Here is a 24,195-nt window from a genome sequence, read left to right as displayed (position 1 = left end):
TAACGTAACGAAGGCATGGCGCACGACCTGCCCCCCGAACAGGACTGGCCCGGCTTCATGCGCCGGGCGCAGGATGGAGACCAGCGTGCCTATCGGCTGGTGTTGCGGGCGCTCGTGCCGGTGGTGCGGATACGCGTGCGGCGGCGGGTCTTCGACGAAGCACTGGCGGAGGACGTGGTGCAGGAGGTGCTGATGACCGTTCATCGACTGCGGCATACCTATGATCCCGAACTGCCGCTGATGCCGTGGATTTCGGCCATCGTCTCTGCGCGCTCGGTCGATGCTCTGCGCAAACAGGGACGCTCTCGGAGGCGGGAAATGGCGGTCGAGGAAGATCTGCCCGTAGCGGTCGACGACATGGCCGAGCGTGCCTTCGAGGCGATCGATACGGTGCAGGCGGTGGAGGGCATGCTCAAGGTGCTGCCCGCCGGCCAGCGCCGGATGGTCGAACTGGTGAAGTTGCAGGACATGACGCTGGACGAAGCGGCAGACGAAAGCCGGCTCTCGGTGCCTGCGGTCAAGTCGCTGTTGCATCGCGCGGTGGTGAAGCTGCGCGAACATGGGAAACGGACACATGGTTGATCACGATACCCTGATCGATGCGCTGAGCGCCGATGCCGGGCCGGTTCGCCGGATCGCGCCGGTCTGGCAGCGCCTGCTGCTGTGGATTCCACTGGCGCTGGTGCTGGGCTTCGCGGGGAGCCGTCTGGCCTATCGCCCCGGCACGGACTGGACGGGTACGCTGGCATGGCTGGCGTTCGCGAACATCGCGCTGTCGCTGACGCTGGGCTTTGCGAGTTTCGCAGCGGCGCTTTCGGCCAGCGTCGCCGGGCGCAGCCTGCGGCTGGGCGGTGCGGTGCTGGCGGGGCTGGGAGCCGCGTGGCTAGGGCTTTCGGTGTTCACCATGAACCTGCCTGCCCCGCTCCATGTGATGCCCGAACATGGTGCGTCCTGTTTCTTTTTCGTGCTGTCGGCGGGTATCCCGATGGTGGCCATCGCGATCCTTGCCCTGCGACGGACACGTGCGCTGAAACCTGCGCGGTCGCTGGCACTGGCAGGTACCGCCATCGCCTTTCTGTCCTTCGGGCTGCTGGGTTTCTGCCATCCGGTCGAACTGTCGCCGGTGGATTTCCTGACGCACCTCGCTGCAGGACTGCTGCTCGGCGCGTTTACCATAGCCCTCGGGCGCAAGGCGATCGCGGCCTGAGGGCAATGTTCCCAAGCCCGATGCGGAACAGGGTTGGCCCGATACGCCCCGCCAGGCGTCGTCATGCCATGACCTATTCCGCTTCCGATGCTGCAAGAGAATTGGTTCCGGTGGTCCGCGATGCGTCAGGAACCCCTACCTGACGATCGCTTGATCCCGGCGTTCCGGGATTTCAGACGTGCTGAGGCTGTACGTTCAGCAGGCCACGGCTGAGAAGGTGCACGATCATGTGCGTGCGGTTTCGCGTTCGCGTCTTGAGACGCACGTGTTCGACATGCCGGGTGACGGTACACGCGGCGATGTCCAGTTCGCGGGCAATTTCCTTAGCCGACATGCCCGCGGCGACGAGTTGAAGCACTTCCACTTCGCGCGATGTCAGATGATCGCACTCCATCATCAGGTCTTCCATTGTCACACCCTCCTGCTTTCTGACGACTCGACTGGTGTCATTTGCGGAGTGCCTTTTAACGCTGTTAGGCAAATTGCGTAAGTATCATCTGTGCTCAATTGCACTCACGGCAATAGCGTTCAACATCGGGACGGCGATAAAATAAACAGAAAATGGTCTGTTTTCCGACACATCAAAACAGAGGTCGGCAAAGTCTGTCCTCAATTTGACCCATTTGACGATGGCCGGAATCGCGCTCAATTTACATACATCGTTACCACGGTTAATCGGTAAATCAGGATTTTCCTGAATTATTAGTTTGCATGCGAAAGTATTGGCATGTGGGCGTTGCCGGGATCGTGAAGCGATGGTCTCGGTTTTTCGTGTCCCCGGCTTTCGTGCCAGCCCGGTTTCGGGACAACTCCGTTCTGGGGGTGAGCGCGGCTGGGCAAGGACATGCCGCTTGCCGGGTATACGACAAGGCCACACCCGTGGGCACGCCGTTTTCGGGCGCTGCGTTCGGCTGGCCTGTCGATGCAGGGAAGCAGGGCCGGGGGATCGTCCACTTGCCCGAAAGGGCAGACAATAGGGGTTATCGTCATGAAAGGATATCTGCGCCCGACTTTTGCCGCCGTATCGCTCTTGCTGGCGACAACCGCCCCCGGTGCGATCCTGGCCCAGACCACGTCCGAAAGCGGCAGCAACGCTGCGGCCAACTCCGGCTCACAATCGCAATCGGCTTCGTCCAGCAATCCCACCAACGTCAATGCGCCGGTCAACCAGCAGGGCAACCTGACCTCGACCAGCGCATCGGGATCGAATGCCTGGTCTGGCTCGACGTCCGGTTCCAATTCGGATCAGGGACAGACCCAGGGCCAGTCACAGGGACAGCAGGCGAACAACGCGCAGACCCAGTCGCAGGGGCAACTCGCAACGAACGAGCAGGGCGTGGCGATCACGTTCAACTCGACGACGCCCCGGACCCAGAAGGTCTATACTAACAGCCCGGTACCGCTGGCGGCGTCCAGCAGCTTCAGCAGTGACTATTGCGGCGGCACTGCCAGCGGCGGCGCCAGCGTGGCTCCGATCGGCATCAGCTTCGGCGGCGCCGGGCCGGTGTTCGACAAGTCCTGCCAGTCGCTGCGCCGGGCGGAGAAGTTCGGCATGGCAGCGGCCAATGCGTCCAACCTCGGGCAGGCGGAGCTTGCCGGGCGCCTGATGTCGATGATGATCTGGTCGATCTGCACGGCGGACAGTTCGGGGCCAAAGGGCGACAAGGCCACCGCGCGCGCCTGCGATGCGCTGGGCCTGCTCGGCAGCATGGGCTCCAGCCAGCCCGCCTCGGCGCCTGCGCCCGAACCTGCCGTGCGCGGCCCTGACGGCCATCCCACCGCAGAGGCCGCGACGCGTCAGCCGCCGATGGCCGCGCTCGATCCCAAGCTGGAGATGATCGCCAAGTAGCGGCGCCTCTTCGCCACCGGTTTCGCGGGTCCGATCACGGGGCGACGGTCCGCGAACTCCCCATAGCCCCTCGCATGTTAAGGAGAAGGATCATGATGAAGAAGGCACTTGTCATTCTCGCCGCCGGCATGACTCTGGCATCCCCCGCCATGGCCGCTCAGGCCGGCCTCGCCATCGGTGGCGCATCCACCTCGTCAGGCAGCAGCGCCAGTGCGGCCAGCATGGGCAGCAGCGGCTCGGTGCTGTTCGGCTCGACGGTGCAGCAGTCGACTTCGGCTGCGAATTCCAACGGTTCGGGCGTGGCGCTGATCAACGGCAACAACACCAGCAGCTCCACCAACCATACGTCGAGCACCGGCCAGCAGGGCTCGTCGGCCTCGATCGGCTTTGCCGGTTCGGGCAATGGCAACATGGCAGGCGCGACCGGCGGCTCGACGGCACAGACCGTGCTGGGCGGAGGCTGGGTCTTCCTTCTTCCCTGACGGGAAGGCGGGATGTTCCCCCTCCCGATCCAGAGCCATCCCAAACCCCGGTTGGCTCGGAGGTGCAGCGGGCATTCGTGTCCGCTGCACTTTCGTTGTCTATTGGTATCGCGGCGATCGGGCTTCAGGCCTTTGGTGTCACCCAGACTTCGACCGGAGTGATGAATTTGCCGGGGGCCGGCTTGCCGACATGGACCCGGTCGGCCGTGACCTGTTCGCCGGTTTCGAGATGGAAAGTGACCCACGGCTTGGGCATCCGCTCGAACTTGAGCTTCTGGATGGCAAGGCCGGTGGTGGTGTTCATGATGGTGGCGATGATGCTCATCGCCGGGCCGTTAGCGAGCAGGGGGTGGCGGCGTCCAGTCCGCCTTGCGCGTTATCGGTGGATGATGGCCTCAGGGTAGTTCTGCCCTCTCTGTGTGCGTTCCAACGCGTTTCAGCTGTCCCGCAGCGAAAGCGCCGTTCTGGTCGAGCGGATGTTAGGGGCCACGCCGCCTTGGGTGGCGAGCTACCTGTCCCGGAGCGCTTTTTCGTTATCTTGTCATACGTTTGCGGCTATGCAGTGGGTATGCGTAAAGTGGTTCCCTGCAGCATTTCGGCTGTTCTCCTCGCCTTGTCGCCGATTGCGACGAGCGCCGCCCCCGTGTCTGCGTCTATCCCCACGCCTGCGTCTAGGCCGGAAGCGGTGCATGATCGGACGATCGACATGCTGTCACGCAAGCTTTTTCCGGTTCTCGACGGCATCGGCAAACATCGGGAATGGCGCGACGATTTGCTTCGTGCACCCGGTGTCGCGGCGATGCTGAAGGCCCGCGCCGATCGGCTTGCAGCTTGTAATACCGATCTTATCTGCCTGACGCAGGCCATGATCTGGTCGAGCGGTGAAGAAGATGTGCTGGCCGCCGCGGCTCCGGATGCGGCGAAGGGGGGCGATCCCGCGCAGGAAGCGCCATCGGCTGCCATTCGTCGCGAGCTGGAGGGCGTCAATGTCATTTTGCGCACTTACGGGCTGGGGGCCGTTCCAGCCTATCCGCTGATCGACGGGCCGGGCACGATCGATCCGGCTGAGCAGCAGGCTCGCCTGAAAGCGGCCGCCTGGCTCGCACAGACACCGCGCGGCGGATCGGCACAGGCGATCGACCCCTCTGTCGACTTCGCGCTGGCCCTGCTCGATGGCAGCGATCGGACGGATGCCATCAGTTTCGAGCCGCTGGATGGTGGTGAGAATGCCCTTGCAATGGCGCGTGCCCGGCATCTGGATTGGGGGCGCTGGCGTTACAGCGCGATGATCGTCACCGGTGTCGGCCCGGAAGTGGAGGGCATGCCGCTCAGCCCCATGGGCAAGTATCATCTGCGTCTGGCGGCGCAGCGCTTCGCGCAAGGCGATGTGCCGTTCATCATCGTGTCCGGCGGTCATGCGCATCCGCGTGGCACACCGTTCGCGGAGGCCGAGCAGATGCGCAAGGCGCTGATCGAGCGTTACGGCATCCCCGCCGATGCCATCGTGATCGAACCCTATGCGAGGCACACGACGACGAATTTGCGCGATGCGACGCGGGTGCTGCAACTCATGCATGCCCCGCTCGACAAGGAAACGGTGGTCGTGTGCAATCCGGGGCAGAGCAGCTATATCGGCAGTCCAGCGTTCGTGGATCGCAACGAGAAGGAACTGGGCTATCAGCCGGGCAAAGTGGTTCGGCGCATTTCGCCAACCGAAGTGGTGTTCGTGCCGTCAGCCGATTCCGCGCGGATGGACCCGCGTGACCCGTTGGATCCATGACATTAAAAGGTTTGCAATCCCACGAATGATTGGCCCGCATTAACGCCATGATAAGGCTATTCCTGTAGGCGCTTTTCATGTTTTCTTCGCTTTCTGCCCGGATCGCCGCCATTGGCGTGATTGTCGTCGCCGCTCTGGGCTCTTTCGCGGTGATTCTTGCAGATGCTTCGCAACAGACGAGCGACAGCTTGCGCTGGATGACCCACTCGGTGGAGATCATCGAACTCACGCAACACACACTGGGTGAAATGCGCGAGGCGGAATCAGGAGAGCGCGGGTTTGTGATCACCCGTGATCAGCAGTTCGCAAAGGCATTCGATCAGAGCCTCGGCGACATGAAGGCAAATGCTGCTCGCATCGTGGCGCTGACGGCTGACAATCCGCTTCAGCATGGACGTGCCAAAGAGCTGGCTACCCTTCTGGATGATCGGGCAACGCTTCTGCGCCGCCCGCTGGATCTGGCGCGAAAAGGTGATTTCGAAGGGGCCGAAGCTGCTGTTTCGACGGGGCAGGGGCGTGAACTGATGGATGCCATCGGTGTGCGGGCGCAAGTCTTCCTGGACGAGGAGCGTGCGTTGCAGGCCGCGCGCACGGGGTCTGTGGAGGTGAGGCTGGGGAGCAACCAGCGATTGGCCTTGATCGGCGCATTGCTGGTGGGCCTTCTGGTCGCGATCGGCTGCTTTGCCTTGATCCGTGGTATCCGTCGCCCCGTCGAAGCGATGCTGCGGGCCATGACCGATCTTGGCGGTGGGCAGCGCAAGGCGCGTATCGACACTGACATGGGTTCGCAGGAATTCAGCCGTCTGGCGAAGCGCTACAATGCGATGGCCGATCAGCTCGAATTTGCAGTGGCCGATCAGGTGGACAGCGAAGAGCGACTGCACGTTGCCAATGCCGAATTGCAGCGCAACAGCGAGGTGCTGCGCGAACGGGGCGATGTCATCGAGCTGCTTGGCGGGATGGCGCATCGCATGCAGGCGGCACGTACCGACGACGAGCTTGCGCAGATCATCCGTGTGTTCGTTCCGCGCGTGCTGCCCGGCATTCCCGGCGCGCTCTATGCGCACAACAATTCCCGCAATCTGCTGATTCCGATTGCCGGTTGGGGTGGTATGGAAGTCGGCCAGGAAGGCTTTTCTCCCGATCAATGTTGGGCGTTGCGCCGTGGACAGAGCCATGGTGTTGCCGAGCTGGGCAGCGATATCGTCTGCGGGCATGCCAGCGAGAACGAGATCTATCACTGCGAGCCCTTGCTCGCCGGCGGTGAAGTGATTGGCGATCTGTACTTGCGCGGAAGGGTGGATTCCGAGAACCGCTTCCGCCTTACGGTTCTGGCCGAAAACATCGCCTCTGCTCTCGTCAATCATCGCCTCCAGCGCTCTTTGCGCGAACAGACCATTCGTGATCCGCTGACCGGACTGTTCAACCGTCGCTACATGGAAGAGGCGCTGACGCTGGAGATCGCACGCGCTGCGCGCTCCGGTGCGCCGCTCAGCCTGGTGATGTGCGACGTCGATCACTTCAAGCGGTTCAATGACGAGTTCGGGCACGATGCTGGCGATGCCGTGCTGCAGGCGGTGGCCGCCGAGATGAAATCCCTGTTCCGTAACGGCGATGTTGTGTGCCGTTTCGGTGGCGAGGAGTTCACGATCATTGCACCCAGTTCGGCTGCAGACGCGTTGCTCGTCCGCGTTGAGGAGGTGCGTCAGGCGATCAGCGAACTCAACGTTCGACAGAATGGGCAGACGCTGGGCTCCACCAGCATGTCGTTCGGCGTGGCGGCGTGGAATCCGGGCATGGGCAACGATGGTACGCACCTTATCCAGGCTGCTGACGCAGCGCTGTATGAAGCCAAGCGCGCGGGCCGTAACCGTGCAGTGCTCAGCCGGCTTGCCGCATGACCCATGGCGGAATGATTTTTTCCCGGATCGGATAAAGCTGTCGGAGTCCGGTGGCGGCGCACGCCTTCGATGGCCGCCGATCACAGGGTGCTGACGTGTGGCAGCCTTTGTTGTCAGTGCGGCTTCAATTGGAGACTTGGCTGCACTTGGCCTCGCTCTGATACCGGCCTTGGCACTTTTCTCAGCTGACTATCTGGGAGAAGTGCTGCGGCACTCTCCCGCTGAAGTCGGCGTGATTGTGCCCCGTCTGAAGGGGGCAGCATGCTCCAGCTGCGGGCTGCGTAGCTATGATCAGCGGCTATTCACAGGGTTAGAGGCTGCACGGTGGCATCTTCCTTTTTGAGCGTGCCGCTGCCGCTTTTGCAGGCGTGCTGTAATCGCAATGTTTCGAATACCGCGTAAAATTTGCAACCAAATGAAACAATATCTCTATTGATTATATTGCGACGTATTAGCAATAGCGGTGAACCTAAGGTTACAACCGTATCAACAGGGGTTCATCCAAATGAGTAGACATTCCTCCCGCTATGGGGCGGCCGTGGCCGCGCCTGCATGTCTTGCCTTGGGCTTTGCGAGTTTCACGGCCGTGCCTGCCCTGGCGCAGGATAGCGCAGTCAGTGAGTCAAATCCCACGCAACTGCGCGGGGTTAATGTAACCGACACTGCCGTTGACGATCACAGCTACAAGCCCAAGCTGGCATCGCCGAAGTATACCGCGCCGCTGTCCGAAACGCCGCAGACCATCGAGGTCATCAACAAGCAGGTGATGAAGGATCAGGGGGCGACCACGCTGACCGAGGCCATGCGCAATGTGGCAGGCGTGGGCACTTTCAACGCCGGTGAGGGCAATGGTGGCCCGATCACGGGTGACTCGCTCTACATGCGCGGTTTCGACATGTCGAACAGCATCTATGTCGACGGCATCCGCGACCTCAGCGGCGTGACCCGCGATGTCTTCAACACCGAGCAGGTCGAAGTGACCAAGGGTGCGTCGGGCTCAGATTACGGGCGCAGCTCGGCGGGCGGTTCGATCAACCTTGTGACCAAGCAGCCGACGCTGGAGAACAGCCTCGATGCCAGCGCGGGCGTTGGCATGGGCGATTACTATCGCGGAACGGTCGACCTCAATCGCAAGCTTTCGGACACGGCGGCCTTCCGTCTGAACGTTATGGGTCAGGATGCCGGTGTCGCCGGTCGCGATCATGTCAAGAACAACCGGTGGGGGCTTGCGCCGTCGGTCGCCGTTGGCCTTGGCACCGACACCCGCGTCTATGCCGATGTGATGTATGTCGAGCAGTACAACCGCCCCGACAGTGGCCTGTCGACGGTCGGCTGGCCCGGCTTTACGGATACCGCGATGAGTTCCGCCGCCAAGGTCAATCACAGCAACTATTACGGCGCCAGTGACTCGCACGACAATTCGAAGGCGACTTCGGCCACGCTGAAGGCCGAGCACGACTTCGGCAGCAACTTCACCTTGCACAACACGTTCCGCTGGAGCGACGTGTCGCAGGATTATCTCGCGGTGACGGCGGGCGTGGCAACGCTGGATGCGGACGATCCCAGCGCTTCAACGACCACCCGGCTGGGCGCAGCCAAGCAGCTCAAGAACACGGTTCTCGCGGACCAGATCAATCTGACGGGCAAGTTCGATACCGGCAGCGTTCATCATAACATCAGCGTCGGTGCCGACCTCTCGCGTGAGAAGCAGACCAACTATGGCCTGACCAAGACGGGTACGTTGACCACTCTCAGTCTCTACGATCCCGAATACACTGCAAGCGGTGTGACGGTGGTGCGCAGCGGCAGCAACAGCTACTGGCAGACTGATACGGTGGGCGTCTACGCCTTTGACACGGTGGATCTGACCAAGCGGCTCTCGCTCGATCTCGGTGGACGCTACGACCACTACAAGACCACCTATGACACCAGCTCGTCGAACCTCACCGGCAAGGGCGATCTGTGGACCTACAAGGTTGGCGCCGTCTACAAGCTGACCCATTCCGGCAACATCTACGCCAACTATGCCGTGTCGGCGCAGCCGCCGGGTGCGCAGGGCAGCTTCAATGCCTATTCGCTGTCCTCGGCGACCAGCAGCGCCAGCGATCCCGACCTCAAGCCGCAGAAGGCCCGCACGCTGGAGGCCGGCACCAAGTGGAACCTGTTCCATGACTCGCTGCTTCTGACGGGTGCGGTGTTCCGCAGCTGGATCTATAACGAGGTCTATGCCGAGGACGACGGCACCTACTCGCAGATCGGCAAGAAGCGCGTCACCGGTGTCGAACTGACCGCAACCGGCCAGATTACTCCGGACTGGAACGTGATCGGTTCCTACACGCACCAGAAGACCGACATCACCGTTGGTGCCGCGACGGCGCAGGATGGGTCTTCGACGCTGCCGTATGCTCCGAAGGACGCAGCCTCGCTGTGGACCACCTATCGCACGCCGATCGGCCTCACCGTGGGTGGCGGTGCGCGTTACACCAGCAGTGTTCTGCGCCAGTCGAAGCTGGCCACAACGCCTTACGAAATGCCTTCGTACTGGGTGTTCGACGCACTGGCGACCTACAAGATCGACAGCCATGCCGATGTTCAGCTCAACGTCTATAATCTCTTCAACAAGAAGTACATGACCTCGCTGAACTACCTTGGCTATCGTTATCAGCCGGGTCTGGAGCGCTCGGTGCGTGTGACGCTGAACGTCCACATGTAAGGCAGGCAACGGCGCAACTCACCGGCCTTGGCAGGTGAATTACGCCCGGTACGCTTCATCGTGCCTTGCGTGCGATGAAGCCTGAAGATCAGCCCCGTCGCCATCCGGCGGCGGGGCTTTCATGACAAGGACCCAAGTCCATGATGTTGCATATACCCGGTGTCCTGACCCGAGAGCAGGTCAAGGCCATGCGCGCCGAAATCGATGCTGCCGACTGGGTGGACGGACGCGCGACGGTGGGCAGCCAGGGCGCACAAGTGAAGCGCAACCGGCAACTGCCGGAAGACTCTTCCGTCGGCCTGGCGCAAGGACGGATCATCCTCCAGGCGCTTCAGGCCAGCCCGGCATTCTTCCGTGCCGCCCTGCCAGCCAGCTATATGCCACCGCTGTTCAACCGCTATGCCGGGGATACGGGCGAGGCTTATGGACTGCATGTCGACGGTTCGTTGCGCGGCGTACCCGGATCGCCGGTCTGGCTGCGCACCGATGTGTCCAGTACGCTGTTCCTGTGCGATCCTGACGACTATGACGGCGGCGAGCTCGTGGTGGTGGATACCTACGGCGAGCATAGCGTGAAGCTGCCTGCCGGAGATCTCATTCTTTATCCTGCGACCAGCCAGCACAAGGTCGAGCCGGTGACGCGTGGAGAGCGGGTCTGTGCCTTCTTCTGGACGCAGAGCCTGATCCGGGACACGGCACGCCGAACGATGCTTTTCGAGATGGACCAGGCCATCGACAGCCTGCGACAGCGGCTGGGAGATAGTCCTGAGACGGTTGCGCTTGCCAGCCAATACCACAATCTGTTGCGTATGTGGGGTGAGCCGTAGAGCATGTCACCGCATGAAAAACTGAGATTTTTTCACTCGTTCACATAGGCTTATGAACGATCATTCATAATTGTAATCGCATTCAAATTGATAACGCCTCCGTAAATTTACGCGTATTGCTGCTACGCAACAAACACGATTCGGTGCCAACGTTTCCCAATCAGGAACGACGCCGGGGTCGGTCATGGTGGAGCGGGTCGTAGCGATGCCTAGAGAGGTCCTCCGGCTGGAGTGGCCTCTCTTGCGTTGTCCGCATACCTGCTTCGCATTGAAGGAGTGTACGCGGTGGTACTTGGAAAAGTCAGGCTGGCAGCTGTTTCGACGGCGGCGATTGCCATTCTCTCGCTTGCCGCTTGCGGACAGTCTTCGGCACCGGCACCCAAGCCGGAAGCGCAGGTCGGCGTGGTGACGCTCAAGGCGCAGGATACGACCGAGAACACGTCGTTGCCGGGACGTGTCTCTGCTGTCGAAAGCTCGGAAGTGCGGCCGCAGGTCGATGGCGTGATCACGCGCCGCCTGTTCGAGGAAGGCACGATGGTGCAGGCGGGGCAGGTGCTCTACCAGATCGAGGATGCGCCGTATCGCGCCGCGCTCGCCAGCGCGCAGGGGCAACTCGCCAATGCGCAGGCGACGATCCGCTCGACCCAGCTTCAGGCGGACCGCTACAAAAGCCTGCTGGCGATCAAGGGCGTCAGCCAGCAGGACTACGACAACGCCGTGGCTGCCGCGCAGGCGGCGCGGGCACAGGTGCAGACCGCCAAGGCGGCGGTGATGAGCGCGCAGGTCAATCTGGGCTTTACCCGCATCCGCGCACCGATCTCAGGCCGGATCGGGCGCTCGCTTGTGACGGTCGGCGGCCTTGCCCAGACCGGCCAGACGCAGGCGCTGGCACTGATCAGCAAGATCGGCGAGGTCTATGTCGACGTCAGCCAGCCTGCGAGCCGGATGCTCGATCTGCAGGCGGCGGCCCGTTCGGGCGGCCTTTCGCGCGCGAGCGGCGCTGCGGCCCGCGTCCAGCTGGTGCTGCCCAACGGCGCGATCTATCCGATCGAGGGCTCGCTGGAGTTTTCCGAGGCGACGGTCGACGACAGCTCGGGCTCGGTGACGATCCGCGCCCGCTTCCCCAATCCCGACGGCACGCTGCTGCCGGGCATGTACGTGCAGGCGCAGCTGGTCGACGGTGTGCGCCACAACGCGATCCTCGCGCCGCAAAAGGGCGTGACGCATGACGAGAAGGGCGATGCCGTCGCCATGGTTCTCGGCGCCGATGGCAAGGTGCAGCAGCGCAAGATCGAGTTGGGCTCTGCCATCGGCCAGAACTGGGTCGTCACGTCGGGCCTCAAGGCCGGTGATCGCCTGATCGTCGATGGCCTGCTCGGCGTGAAGCCGGGTGACAGCGCGGTTGCGCAGAACGTGGACGCGCCCGGTTCGGGCGACATGGCTGCACCGGCTGATGCCGCTTCGGGCGCTCCGGCAGCCGCCAAGGATTGATTTGATGTCCCGCTTTTTCATCAATCGCCCCATCTTCGCATGGGTTATCGCGATCATCTTTATGCTCGCAGGCGTGCTGGCGCTGCGCGTCATGGCCGTGGCGCAGTTCCCGGCCATTGCCCCGCCGATGGTGCAGATCACCACGACGGTTGCCGGTAACGATGCCAACACGCTGGAGCATACGGTCGCGCAGGTGATCGAACAGCAGCTCGATGCGCTGGATCATCTGGAATACTTCAGCACGTCGAGCGACAGCGCCGGCAACATGTCGATCATCCTGACTTTCGCGCAGGGGACGAACCCCGATATCGCGCAGGTGCAGGTGCAGAACGCTTTGCAGTCGGCCATGCCGATGCTGCCCGAGGAAGTGCAGCGTCAGGGGCTGAACGTCACCAAGGCGGCCAAGAACTTCCTGATGTTCTTCGCGCTGACCTCGACGGACGGCAGTCATTCGGCCGATGATCTGGGCGATATCCTGTCCTCGCAGTTGCAGGACCCGATCAGCCGCGTGACCGGCGTTGGCGACTATCAGCTGATAGGCTCCGAATACGCGATGCGCATCTGGGTCGATCCCTACAAGCTGACCAGTTTCGGCCTGACGATGGACGATGTCACCAATGCCATCCTGGCGCAGAACGCGCAGGTTTCGGCGGGGCAGGTCGGTTCGCTTCCGGCGCCGGACGATCAGGAGCTCAACGCGGTCATCACCGCGCAGACCCGCCTGACGACCGCACAGGAATTCCGCGACATCATCCTGCACACCAATGCCGATGGCTCGCATGTCCTGATGTCGGATGTGGCGCGCGTGGAACTGGGCGCTGCGGACTACAGCCTGCAGGCAAGCTACAACAACGAACCGGCGGCGGCGCTGGCGATCAAGCTGGCATCCGGCGCCAATGCGCTCGATACCGTGGCGCGCGTCAAGGCCAAGCTGGCCGAATTGCAGCCGCAGCTCCCGCCGGACGTCAAGATCGTCTACCCGCTGGACAATTCCGAGTTCGTGAAGCTGTCCATCCACGATGTTGTGGAAACGCTGATCGAGGCGATCGTGCTGGTGTTCCTGGTGATGTTCCTGTTCCTCCAGAACTGGCGCGCCACCCTGATCCCGACGATTGCCGTGCCGGTCGTGCTGCTGGGCGCCTTTGCGGTGCTCTTTGCGGCAGGGTACTCGCTCAATACATTGACTCTGTTCGGCATGGTCCTCGCGATCGGCCTGCTTGTCGATGACGCCATTGTCGTCGTCGAGAACGTTGAGCGCCTGATCCACGAGGAGCACCTTTCGCCCAAGGCGGCAGCGCTGCGCTCGATGGAGGAAATCTCCGGCGCACTGGTCGGCATCGCGATGGTGCTGGCGGCAGTGTTCCTGCCGATGGCCTTCTTCGGCGGGTCGACCGGCGTGATCTTCCGCCAGTTCTCGATGACCATCGTGATCTCGATGGCGCTGTCGGTATTGGTCGCGCTGGTGCTGACGCCCGCTTTGTGCGCGACGATCCTGAAGGCCAACGATCCGGTCGAGCACGATCTGGTCGACACGCACCGCAAGGGCCTGCGCGGCGGACTGGCGCGCTTCTTCGTCTGGTTCAACCGTACGTTCGACAAGACCCGCGATGGTTATGAACGCGGGGTGTGGAAGGCCGAGCGCAACTGGAAGCGGACGCTGGGTGTCTATGCGCTGGTCGTTGCGGGCATGGCGCTGATCTTCCTGCGTATCCCCGGTGGTTTCATGCCATCGGAAGATCAGGGCTTCCTCTTCACTCAGGTTTCGCTGCCTGCCGGTTCCTCTTTGAAGGAAACGCAGGCGACGATGAAGCAGGTCACTGACTACTACCTCAAGAACGAGAGCAAGAACGTCGAGGGTGTCTTCAATGCCTCCGGCTTCGGCTTCGTGGGCGAGGCGCAGAATGTCGGCCTCTCCTTCGTTCGCCTGAAGGATTGGTCGCAGCGCAAGGGCAAGGCAAATTCGGCCAATGCCATCGTTGCCCGTGCCAATGCGGCGCTTTCCAAGATCCGCAGTGGCCAGGTGCTGACGTTCGCGCCTCCGGCGGTGTTCGAACTGGGTAATGCCGATGGTTTCGACTTTGAACTGAAGGACAATGCCTATCTGGGGCATGACAAGCTGATCGCGGCGCGCGACCAGTTGATTGCCATGGCCCGAAAGGACCCGCGGCTTGCCATGGTCCGTGCAAACGGGCTTGAGGATGCCCCGCAGGTCAAGCTCGATGTCGACAAGAACAAAGCCGGCGCGCTGGGCCTCGACCTCAGCGACGTGAATGATACCCTGTCGACCGCCTTCGGCTCGGACTACGTCAATGACTTCCTCGATCGCGGCCGCGTTAAGAAGGTCTACGTCGAGGCGGACAAGGAATTCCGCAACAAGCCGGATTCGATCGGCGATCTGTACGTGCGCGGTTCGAATGGTACGATGACGCCGTTCTCGGCTTTTGCCAGCTGGCACTGGATCTTCGGGCCGAGCCGCCTTGAGCGCTACAACGGCCTGTCTTCCGTCGAGATCATGGGCGCACCAGCGCCGGGCCACAGCAGTGGCGAGGCGATGCAGGCGATGGAGGAACTCGCCGCCAAGCTTCCCAAGGGCTTCGGCTACGAGTGGACTGGTCTGAGCTACGAGCAGCAGCAGAGTTCGGGTCAGACCGGCGCGCTCTATTCGCTCTCCCTGCTGATCGTGTTCCTGTGCCTTGCGGCGCTGTATGAAAGCTGGTCGGTGCCGCTCGCGGTGATCCTGGTGGTGCCGCTGGGTATTTTTGGCGCGGTTCTGTTCTCGTGGATCACGGGTCAGTCCAACGACATCTACCTGCAGGTGGGCCTGATCACCACGGTGGGCGTCTCGGCGAAGAACGCGATCCTGATCATCGAGTTCGCCGAGGAGAAGATGCGCGACGGTATGGGCGCGGCGGAGGCGGCGGTGGAAGCAGCCAAGCTGCGTCTGCGTCCGATCCTGATGACCAGCTTCGCCTTCACGCTGGGCGTGCTGCCGCTGGCGCTGTCTCACGGCGCGGGATCGGGCGGCCAGAATGCCATCGGCTGGGCCGTGGTGGGCGGCATGCTTTCCGCGACGGTGTTGGCGATCTTCTTCGTTCCCACCTTCTTCCGTCTGGTGAAACAGCTGTTCAAGCAGGACAAGCCGACCGCCAAGATCGAACAGGAAGCCTGAGATGCGTACATCGATCAAGACGTCAGCATTGACCCGGACTGCGGCTCTGTTGGCTCCGGGCCTTTTGCTGGCGGGGTGCAACATGGCACCCAAATACGTACGCCCTGACCTGCCGGTTCCGGCGACGCCCGCAGTCGTGTCCGGCGTGCAGAGCACGGCTGAAACCGCTTCGGCGGTAACCGACCAGACCTTGCCGCTGGGCTGGGAGCGCTTCTTCACCGATGCGCGCCTGCGCCAGGTGCTCCAGCTCTCGCTCGCCAACAACCGCGACTTACGCATTGCCATCGCCCATGTGGCCGAGGCGCGTGCGCAGGCCAAGGTGCAGGGCGCAGAACTGTTCCCGACCATCGCTGCCGGGGGCACCGCCGAAATCGAACGCACGCCTCCGGGACTGGGCGCAACGGGTGGGGATGCGACACGTTACAATCTCTACCAGGCACAGGTCGGTGTTTCGGCATGGGAGGTCGATCTCTTCGGCCGGGTACGCAACCTGACGCAGGCGGCCCAGGAGACCTACTTCGCCAGCGCCGAGACGCGACGCGCGGCGCAAGTCACGCTGGTGTCCGAAGTGGCCGACGCCTGGCTGCAGATCGGTGCCGATCGCCAGCAGCTGGAGATCGCGAAGAACACCGCTGCCGCTTATGAGCAGACGCTGAAGATCACGCAGGGTCGCGCGGCGATGGGTGTCGCCTCTGACCTTGACGTGCATCAGGCCGAGACGAGCTATCAGCAGGCGCGCGCCGATATTGCCAGCCTGACGACGAGTGTTGCGCAGGATCGCAACGCACTCGATCTGCTGGTCGGTGCGACGGTCGATGATGCCCTGCTGCCCAATGGCCAGAATGGCGACGATGCGACCATCGCACAGCTTCCGGCAGGCCTGGCCTCAACAGTGTTGCTCAAGCGCCCCGACGTGGTCTCGGCGGAGCACCAACTCAGGAGTGCCGATGCCAATATCGGTGCTGCGCGCGCGGCATTCTTTCCGCAGATATCGCTGACGGCGGCGTTCGGTACGCTGAGCCTGGGACTGTCCAATCTGTTTGGGCATAACAGCCAGAACTGGTCAGTGGAGCCGAGTGTGACCCTGCCAATCTTCGATGCAGGGCGCAATCTTGGCAATCTGCGTTACGCCAAGGCCGAGCGCGACGAGATGGTCGCGACCTATGAGAAGGCCGTGCAGACGGCGTTCCGTGAAGTCGCCGATGCACTCGCCCGCCGGGCGACGATCGGCGACCAGCTTGATGCGGACACCAAGCAGGCGAGTGCCGCCAACAGCGCACTCACCATTGCGCAGGCTCGCTACGAGAAGGGCGTCGATACGTTCCTGACCACGCTCGACAGCCAGCGCACCCTCTATACTGCGCAGCAGGCTCTTGTCTCGACACAACTCGAAAAACAGACCAACGCTGTCGAACTCTATCGCGCGCTCGGCGGTGGCCTCGATGCGCCAGAGGCTGGACCTAGCCAATAAGGCTGCTCGTTCAGGCTTTACCGATTGCCCAACAACGCCCGGACCTAAGAATCCGGGCGTTGTCGTGTCGGTACTGTTCGCAGATCGAGCCTCAGCGATATCACTTTCCGGCAAGACCTTAGAGTACTCCCTATCCTGTGTTGAAGCGCTTCCTATACGAGATTCCTGCTTCAGGCTGCGTTGCCTGACAGGCAACGCCAACATATTCGCGACGCCATTTCCACCGATTTCATCGCGAGAGATAGTTTCCCCAGAAGCACGGGGGTATTCACCAATCGTGCATGACCAGGGGGGTCGTCCATGTCCAAAGTTGCGTCTCGTCGTCTTTTCCAAGTCCTGATGGCCACATCCACGGCGCTGTCCTTCGCGACCGTAGCCCATGCCCAAACGCAACCCGCTGCGGTGGCGGATGATGTGCCCGGCGATATCGTCGTCACCGCCCAGAAGCGCGATGAGCGCTCGATCGACGTTCCGGCTTCGATCACCTCGATCGGCGGCGCGAAGCTGGAGGCCATGCAGGTCAAGCAGCTGACCGATCTCGTCAGCACCGTTCCGGGCCTGTCGATCTCGAACTACGGCGGCCCCGGCATGAACTCGATCCAGCTGCGCGGCCTGTCCGGCTCGTTCCTCGACGACTTCGCAGGCCCGCTCGTCGCCACCTATATCGACGATCTTCCGGTCGGCTCCTCCACCGCTGCCGGACGCGGCAACCTGTTCACGCTCGACCTCCAGCCCTACGACATGGATGCGGTCGAAATCCTGCGCGGCCCGCAGGGGACGCTCTATGGCGCGAACTCGATGGGCGGCCTCATCAAGTACACGCTCAAGAAGCCCGACCTGAACAAGTTCGAAGGCCGCGCCGGTGCCACGGTGGGCTACACCAATGGCGCAGGCGGACTTTCTTGGTCGCCGCGCGCCGCGATCAACGCGCCGATCGTCGACGGTGTGCTCGCGGTCCGCGCCAGCGCCTTCTACTCCAAGACGCCCGGCTATATCGACAACGTCGGCACCGGCGTGAAGAATGCGAACTCCTCCAAGAGTTACGGCGGGCGTTTCGCATTGCTGTGGCAGGCGACCGACCGCCTCAAGCTGCACGGCGGTGTGCTCTACCAGAAGTCCGATGCCGATGACGTGGCGACGGTGCTCGTCACAGCCGATGGCCTGCACCCGGTCTATGGTCCGCAGAAGACCTATTCGGACCTACCGACCGCCATCAACCAGAAGACCGTCGATTACACTGCCGGGGCGGACTACGATCTCGACTTCGCAACGCTGACCACCTCGGCGGGCTGGGTGGCGATGGACACCCTGCTTAACCAGGATCTGACCGAGGCCTATGCGGCCTACAACCCGGCGGAAAACGGCAAGACCCGCTTTGGCCTCGCTTCCACAGTGCGCAAGTTCACCTCGGAAACCCGCCTGACCTCCTCGGCCAAGGCCCGCCTCGAATATACGGTCGGCTTCTACTACACCAACGAACGCGCGGGCGAGGATACCAACTTCCAGGCACTCGACGCCAACCTCGTGCCCGTTCCCGATTTCACGCTGTTGCAGGGCCATTCGCGCTACAAGTACAAGGAAGTCGCCGGCTTCGCCAACGCCACCTACAAGTTCTCCGACAAGTTCGACCTGTCGGCGGGTGGACGCTACACGAACTACAGTCAGGTCGGCGCGGCGAGTTCCACCGGTCTGCTGGGCGGCGCAACCAACCCGGCGGACACCGGCCACGTCGGCGTCGGCATCTGGAGCGTCAACGGCCGCTACCACTTCAATCCGGACTTCCTGTTCTATGGCCGCTTCGCCACCGGCTATCGTCCCGGCGCGTTCAACAGTCCGAACTCGTCGTGCGACATTCCCGCCGCCAGCGATCCTGATCGCACCGACAACTACGAGGCGGGCATCAAGGGCCTGATCCTCGACCGCAAGGTGAACTTCGAGCTGACCGCCTACCACATCAAGTGGAAGAACATGCAGCTCAACGTCAGCCAGGTTCAGGGCGATTCGACCTGTATCTTCGTGACCAACGGCGGTTCGGCGACCAGCAACGGCGTCGAGTTCAGCGGCGGCTATCAGGCAACGCCGGACCTGCGCCTCTCGGCCACCGCCACCTATCAGGACGCCTACCTCGACGACGACCTGCCGCTTTCGGGCGGCATCAAGGGCGACACCCTGCCGCTGTCCTCGAAGTGGCAGTACTCGGTCGCGGCGGACTGGAAGCGCGAAGTCAAGGAGGGCACCAGCCTGCTCGCCGGGGCCAGCTTCTCGCACAAGGACCCGTATGTGAACTTCTTCGAAGGCACCGGCCATCCCTATCCGTTCAAGTCGATGAACCTCGCCAATGCCTATGTCGGCGCCGAACTCGGTTCGCTTACCGCCCGCCTGACGGTGCAGAACCTGTTCGAGAACCGTTCGTATGTCGGCATGCAGTATCCCTTCCGCCCCGATTTCGGCCTGCGCGCCGTGCCGGTTCAGCCGCGCACTGTCACGCTGAGCCTCGACTACAAGTTCTAAAACAGAGGGCATAACAGCCCTTCGGCTCGCACATTTCCCTTACCCTGACTGCATCCCCCGGACCCACAAGGTCCGGGGGCTTTTTTTGTGCGAAGTTGACACGGTTGACACGGTCCAGAGGGAAAGTGTCACCTTGGGGCGCTCAGCCGACTATCTCCCTTCCAAAACCGACACTTAGAAATGTTGACAGCGTTACTTTATGGTGTCCGCGCGCGGTCCAAGGTGACAGGCAAGGTGACACCTCGAAATTCGGCCCGAGGATCGAGCGGCCAGCCTGTCGAAGGTGGGGCGAAAGGAAGGAGGACAGCGGCGGGCACATGCTTTCCGTTTACCGGAAGTGCTCTCCTGTAGGAAAGCGGAGCACCGTGCAGGCCCCTCACGCTCGGCCCTGCGTGTCAAACGACAAGGGCCGCCGGAGCGAACTCCGACGGCCCTGACCGTGTCACAAATCCCGGTGCGATTTACGGCGCGTTGAGATAGCGCGGCGCCGGAGTGGGCACGTCGCCGCGCGGATGCGGCACGCAGCGATAGCTCGTTGCCAGCGACGGGTTGCCGCTCGTGTATTCCGGGAAAGCCGGATAGGCGCACAGGGGCCGCTCGGCGAGTTCCTTGCTCCCGCCAGCATCGAACTGGCGGGCGACCGGCGCAGGCGCGCGGTTCTTCTCCACCCAGCGGACCAGCTGGAGCAGCAGGTCGTTGTCGATCCGGCCCGGCACGCTTGCGCCCTGACCGAAATCGCCGAAACCCGCGCCGCCCTCACAGTGCCCCATGCCGGGCGCGAGGAAATAGCGCGCGAACTGCTGCGTCGCCGCCAGATCGCCGCCGTTCGCGGCGACCACGCGCTCGTAGTAATGCATGGTGTCGGGGTATGGGATGTGCGGGTCCGCCGTGCCGGTATAAAGGATCAGCTTGCCGCCGTGGTTGCGGAACGCGGTCAGGTCCGCGCTGTTCGAATTGAGGTACGAGGCGCTGTTGGCGTCCACCTGATCGAGATCGCGGTCGAAATCGAAGCCGCGATAATCGTAACCCGGCTTGAAGGTCCAGTTCCAGGTGTAGGAATCGATGTTCTGCCACGCGGTGCTGCCGTGGGCGAGCACGCCGGACCAGTCCACGCCGAAGGGCACGCCTGCGAAGATCCGCTCCCCGGTACGCGGATTGGTCGGCCCGGCATAGAGCTTGCGCAGCGCGGTGAACTCGGGCTGGGTCAGGCAACCAGGGCCGTCGTCGCTGCCGCTGCACTTGGGCAGTGTTTCGATATCGAAGTGGCACTGGCGCGGGTCGGTCAGGAAATCGTCGGACGCGCGGCCGCCGTCGTGGCCTGCACAGGCGGCCAGCACATGGTTGTGGACCATCTCCAGCTTGGCCGCGCTCAGCCGACCGCCCGCCGCCTGCTGGGCCATGAAGTTCCACAGGAAGTAGGCATGCAAGTGCGTGCGGTTGTTGGCAGGCGCGCCTGCAAGGATGCCGTCGTAATCGGTCGGATAGCGCTGGGCGAGCGCCAGCGCTTCCTGTCCGCCGGTCGAGCAGCCGGAGAATACCGAGGTGATCGCATCGTGGCCATAGAATGCGCGGATCAGCGTCTTGGCCGCCACGGTCATCTGGTGATCGGCGCGGTGCCCCAGATCGACGCCGCTTTCGGGCCGTGCGGTGGCCGGATAGATCGTCGCCTGCGTGGAGACCGGCGCGGTGCCGAGGTCTGTGTTGGCGACGGCAAAGCCACGCAGCAGGCCCGAGACCATGCCATAGTAGGCGATCGCGCCGCCCGGTCCGCCGTTGCCGGTGCCGAGGTAGCGCTGGTTCCATTTGGCGCTCGCGGGCAACCAGACTTCGGCCTCAATGCTGCTGCCCGTCACCGGCGTCATGCGCACCGTCACCCGGCAGAAGTCGGGCAGTGTCATCGCGGCGGTCTGCGGCAGTGGACGGTAGGAGACGTTCGGAATGAACGCCGCGCCCTTGGCCGTGCTCACCGGCTGCGCGGACAGCACGGTGCCACCCGGTATCGCGGCCTTGGCAAGCGCGCGGCACGGTGCGGCGAAAGCGCTTTGGGTGCGCGTCAGGCTGGCGGGGACCGTGGCGAAGACCGGCATCGTGCCGACCGGCTCTGGCGCAGTGGCCGATGCCGAAGCGCCGCTGATCGCCCAGACCGACGCCAACGCCGTCGACGTGACGACAGTGCCCGCCATCAGCGCGCCGAGATAGAGGGTGCGGTGCTTGCTCATCGTTCGTATCCCCTGACGTTGCTGATTACAGGTACTTTCGGTGGTTCAGGCGCCCAGCATCTGCCGCGCCAGCGTGACCCAGTAGGCGGCACCGACGGACAGCACCTCGTCGGCGAAATCGTAGGCGGGATTGTGCAGCGGCGCGGCGCCTTCGCCGATGCCGAGCCAGGCGTAGGCCCCCGGCACCGCCTGCAGCATGAAGGAGAAATCCTCAGACGCCATCGACGGGCGGATCTCGCGGCGCACCCTGTCTTCGCCCACCAGCGCCTCGGCGGCCTGTGCCGCGCGGACCGCCTGCGGGGCGGCGTTGATCGTCGCGGGATATCCGGCATCGAGCGCGAAGGTCATCTCGCAGCCGGTCGCCGCGCCGATCCCGGCGCAGATCTCGCGCACGCGTTCGTGGGCGTAGGCACGCACCTCGCCCGTGAAGCAGCGGATCGTGCCGCGCAGGATCATCTCGGGCGGGATCACGTTATCGGCATCGCCCGCATGCGCCTGCGTCACCGTCACCACCAGCGCGTCGAGCGGATCGACATTGCGGCTGACGATGGTCTGGAGCGCGAGGACCGCCTGCGCGCCCGCCACCACCGGATCGCGCGCAAGGTGGGGCATCGCGGCGTGCGCGCCCTTGCCGGTGATGGTGATGCCGAAGGTATCGAGCGAGGCCATCATCGGCCCCGGCTGCACCGCGATATGGCCTGCGGGCAGCCCCGGCCAGTTGTGCAGGGCATAGACCTCGTCGCACGCGAAGCGATCGAACAACCCGTCCGCGATCATCGCCGCGCCGCCGCCGCCGCATTCCTCGGCGGGCTGGAAGATGAAGTGGATGGTGCCCTTGAGGCTCTCGTCTTTCGCCAGCACCCGCGCCGCGCCGAGCAGCATGGCGACGTGGCCGTCGTGCCCGCAGGCGTGCATCACGCCGGGGCGCTGCGAGGCATGGCCGCGCTCTGCGCCGCCGCATTCGTGGACCGGCAGTGCGTCCATATCGGCGCGCAGGCCCAACGTTGGACCATCGCCCCGGCGCAGCGTGGCGACCACGCCGGTCCCGGCGATGCCGGTGTGGACCTCCAGCCCCATCTCGGTGAGCGCTTCGGCGACCAGCGCGGCGGTCTCATGCTCGTGATAGGCCAGTTCGGGCGCGGCGTGGAGGCGGTGGCGCCAGTCCAGCATCTGCGCGCCCACGGTGCTCTCGATCTCGGAAATCAGGGTCATATCTATCTCAGATCGGGTGGTGTTCGAAGAACTGCGCGATCAGCGTCGCGCCGATGAAGGTGCCCGCATTGGCGCAGAGCGAGACGACGACGATCCGCCAGCCCAGCCGCCGGAACGCGGGAATATCCTTGGCGAGCGAAAGCCCCGCGAAGGCGAGGATCGGCGTGGACAGCGCCATGAAGTTGAGCTTGCCCGTCACCTCTTCCAGCACCGGCGCCCACGGGAATGCCGGGTAGGTCGCGGCCATGCCGAACAGCGAACACCACAGGACGACCGGGATCTTCACCGGCAGCGCCCGCGCGATCAGCGTCGAGGCCAGCGCGATGACCACGGTGATCGCGGCAGCGGCAAACGTCGCCCCGTCGATCGCGCCCTTGTAGTTCAGCGCATTGGCGATCACCGCCATCACCGCGCAGGCCAGCCAGCACAGACCGATGGCCACGGGACCAAGATCGCTGCCCTGCTCGAAATCGGGCGCGTCCAGATCGTCGGGGGAGGTATCCGCGCTCGCCTTGGTGCGGCGACCGAGGATCGGTTCGAGCACGCGATAGGCAAACAGCGTCGCGGGCAGCGAGATGAACAGCGTGAACCACGTACCGATCGTGGTGGTGATGATGTTGCTGGCAGCGGCGAAGGCGGCGATGTCCTTGGCCATTTCGGGCGGTTGCTGCGCGGCGATGGCACCGGCGGCGGCCGCCATCATGCTGCCCGAACCGACGCCTGAGCCCATCGCCATCGCCACCGGATCGAACACATGCAGCGCGGTCAGCACCGAGGCGAGCACGGCGATGAACACAGCCCCGAACACGGTGCCGGTCAGGTACTCCGCCAGTACCCCGCGCCCCTCGGCCGACTGCATGCCGAAGCGTTCGGCGATGATCGCGAGGCTTGGCTCGCGCCCGACCGAGAACGTCGCGCCGATCGCCTCGCGCTTGATGCCCAGCAGCAGCGCGACCGGCAGGCCGAACACCATGGTGCCCAGGAAGTGCCCGAATTCCTGGAACACCAGCCCCGTGCCGCTCTCCAGCACGCGCGGGACCGAGGTGCCCACCATCAGGCCCAGCTTGACCACGAACAGCATCAGCGCGAACTGGAGCAGGTGCCCCGCGCGGGCCTGAAGCGCAGGGGGAAGGGTGAGCGCGGCGGGCAGCCGGAGCGTACCGGACGCGAGCCCCCAACCCGCGCCCAGCAGCAGCGCCCAGAGCAGCGGCAGCAGCGTGACCGCCCCTACCGGCAGCGGGATCGCCACCGGCCCCACCAGTTCGGCCACCAGCACGATCAGCGCCATGCCCGCCACGAGGCGCAGCCTGCCCCCCGATTTTGCCTCAGGCTCTACCGTCGCCAACGCGGACACCTGCCCCCC

The 24,195-nt window shown here is 63.6% G+C and carries 17 protein-coding genes; 12 read left to right on the top strand and 5 right to left on the bottom strand.

Features of this window, described 5'->3' with window-relative positions; genetic code table 11:
- Positions 1 to 15: 15 nt before the first annotated feature.
- On the top strand, positions 16 to 582 hold the full coding sequence (locus tag CI805_RS18585; protein ID WP_260928174.1) for an RNA polymerase sigma factor: 567 nt from the start codon (positions 16 to 18) through the stop codon (positions 580 to 582).
- Positions 575 to 1,207 (top strand): DUF1109 domain-containing protein, encoded by a 633-nt coding sequence (locus tag CI805_RS18580; RefSeq protein WP_260928173.1) that lies wholly within the window; start codon positions 575 to 577, stop codon positions 1,205 to 1,207. The genes CI805_RS18585 and CI805_RS18580 overlap by 8 nt, the downstream gene beginning before the upstream one ends.
- A gap of 172 nt (positions 1,208 to 1,379) precedes the next feature.
- Here the strand turns inward: CI805_RS18580 and CI805_RS18575 are convergent, their stop codons facing one another.
- On the bottom strand, positions 1,380 to 1,688 hold the full coding sequence (locus tag CI805_RS18575; RefSeq protein WP_260928172.1) for a response regulator transcription factor: 309 nt from the start codon (positions 1,686 to 1,688) through the stop codon (positions 1,380 to 1,382).
- Positions 1,689 to 2,195: 507 nt separating this feature from the next.
- On the opposite strand from CI805_RS18575, the gene CI805_RS18570 reads away from it, so the two are divergent.
- Positions 2,196 to 3,056 (top strand): hypothetical protein, encoded by an 861-nt coding sequence (locus CI805_RS18570; protein WP_260928171.1) that lies wholly within the window; start codon positions 2,196 to 2,198, stop codon positions 3,054 to 3,056.
- Positions 3,057 to 3,148: 92 nt separating this feature from the next.
- Positions 3,149 to 3,538, top strand: a complete 390-nt coding sequence (locus CI805_RS18565; protein WP_260928170.1) for a hypothetical protein — start codon at positions 3,149 to 3,151, stop codon at positions 3,536 to 3,538.
- Between the two features lie 124 nt (positions 3,539 to 3,662).
- Here CI805_RS18565 and CI805_RS18560 read toward each other — a convergent pair whose 3' ends face one another.
- Positions 3,663 to 3,863, bottom strand: coding sequence for a hypothetical protein (locus CI805_RS18560; protein ID WP_260928169.1), 201 nt, complete (start codon positions 3,861 to 3,863; stop codon positions 3,663 to 3,665).
- A gap of 171 nt (positions 3,864 to 4,034) precedes the next feature.
- Here CI805_RS18560 and CI805_RS18555 point away from each other — a divergent pair, with 171 nt between their 5' ends.
- The 8 genes from CI805_RS18555 (at position 4,035) to CI805_RS18520 (ending at position 19,401) form a co-directional block, all read left to right on the top strand.
- Positions 4,035 to 5,318 carry a YdcF family protein gene (locus tag CI805_RS18555; RefSeq protein WP_260928168.1) on the top strand — a complete coding sequence of 428 codons (1,284 nt, stop codon included), beginning with the start codon at positions 4,035 to 4,037 and terminating at the stop codon, positions 5,316 to 5,318.
- 77 nt (positions 5,319 to 5,395) lie between these two features.
- Positions 5,396 to 7,219, top strand: coding sequence for a diguanylate cyclase (locus CI805_RS18550; protein WP_260928167.1), 1,824 nt, complete (start codon positions 5,396 to 5,398; stop codon positions 7,217 to 7,219).
- A gap of 505 nt (positions 7,220 to 7,724) precedes the next feature.
- The gene (locus CI805_RS18545) at positions 7,725 to 9,932 is read left to right on the top strand and encodes a catecholate siderophore receptor Fiu (protein WP_260928165.1); all 2,208 of its coding nucleotides are present in this window, start codon (positions 7,725 to 7,727) and stop codon (positions 9,930 to 9,932) included.
- 140 nt (positions 9,933 to 10,072) lie between these two features.
- Positions 10,073 to 10,759: a Fe2+-dependent dioxygenase gene (locus tag CI805_RS18540; RefSeq protein WP_260928164.1), complete on the top strand. Its 687-nt coding sequence runs from the start codon at positions 10,073 to 10,075 to the stop codon at positions 10,757 to 10,759.
- 285 nt (positions 10,760 to 11,044) lie between these two features.
- Entirely contained in the window at positions 11,045 to 12,250 is a 1,206-nt protein-coding gene (locus CI805_RS18535; protein ID WP_260928163.1) for an efflux RND transporter periplasmic adaptor subunit, read from the top strand.
- Between the two features lie 4 nt (positions 12,251 to 12,254).
- Positions 12,255 to 15,419 (top strand): efflux RND transporter permease subunit, encoded by a 3,165-nt coding sequence (locus CI805_RS18530; RefSeq protein WP_260928162.1) that lies wholly within the window; start codon positions 12,255 to 12,257, stop codon positions 15,417 to 15,419.
- 1 nt (position 15,420) lies between these two features.
- Positions 15,421 to 16,890: an efflux transporter outer membrane subunit gene (locus CI805_RS18525; RefSeq protein WP_260928161.1), complete on the top strand. Its 1,470-nt coding sequence runs from the start codon at positions 15,421 to 15,423 to the stop codon at positions 16,888 to 16,890.
- Positions 16,891 to 17,229: 339 nt separating this feature from the next.
- The gene (locus CI805_RS18520) at positions 17,230 to 19,401 is read left to right on the top strand and encodes a TonB-dependent receptor (RefSeq protein WP_260928159.1); all 2,172 of its coding nucleotides are present in this window, start codon (positions 17,230 to 17,232) and stop codon (positions 19,399 to 19,401) included.
- A 461-nt stretch (positions 19,402 to 19,862) separates the two neighbouring features.
- Here CI805_RS18520 and CI805_RS18515 read toward each other — a convergent pair whose 3' ends face one another.
- Genes CI805_RS18515 through CI805_RS18505 form a run of 3 tightly spaced genes read right to left on the bottom strand, consistent with a single transcriptional unit; the run spans position 19,863 to position 24,186 of the window.
- Entirely contained in the window at positions 19,863 to 21,620 is a 1,758-nt protein-coding gene (locus tag CI805_RS18515; RefSeq protein ID WP_260928158.1) for a tannase/feruloyl esterase family alpha/beta hydrolase, read from the bottom strand.
- Between the two features lie 45 nt (positions 21,621 to 21,665).
- A complete protein-coding gene (locus CI805_RS18510) occupies positions 21,666 to 22,832 on the bottom strand; it encodes a M20 aminoacylase family protein (RefSeq protein WP_260928157.1) in 1,167 nt (388 codons plus the stop codon).
- 7 nt (positions 22,833 to 22,839) lie between these two features.
- On the bottom strand, positions 22,840 to 24,186 hold the full coding sequence (locus CI805_RS18505) for a DUF3100 domain-containing protein (RefSeq protein ID WP_260928156.1): 1,347 nt from the start codon (positions 24,184 to 24,186) through the stop codon (positions 22,840 to 22,842).
- Between the last annotated feature and the right edge of the window lie 9 nt (positions 24,187 to 24,195).

Origin of the sequence: Novosphingobium sp. 9, from assembly GCF_025340265.1 — a bacterium.
GTDB lineage: Bacteria > Pseudomonadota > Alphaproteobacteria > Sphingomonadales > Sphingomonadaceae > Novosphingobium.
Note: the sequence above shows the minus strand (reverse complement) of the source record. Positions and strands in the feature narration are given on the sequence as shown.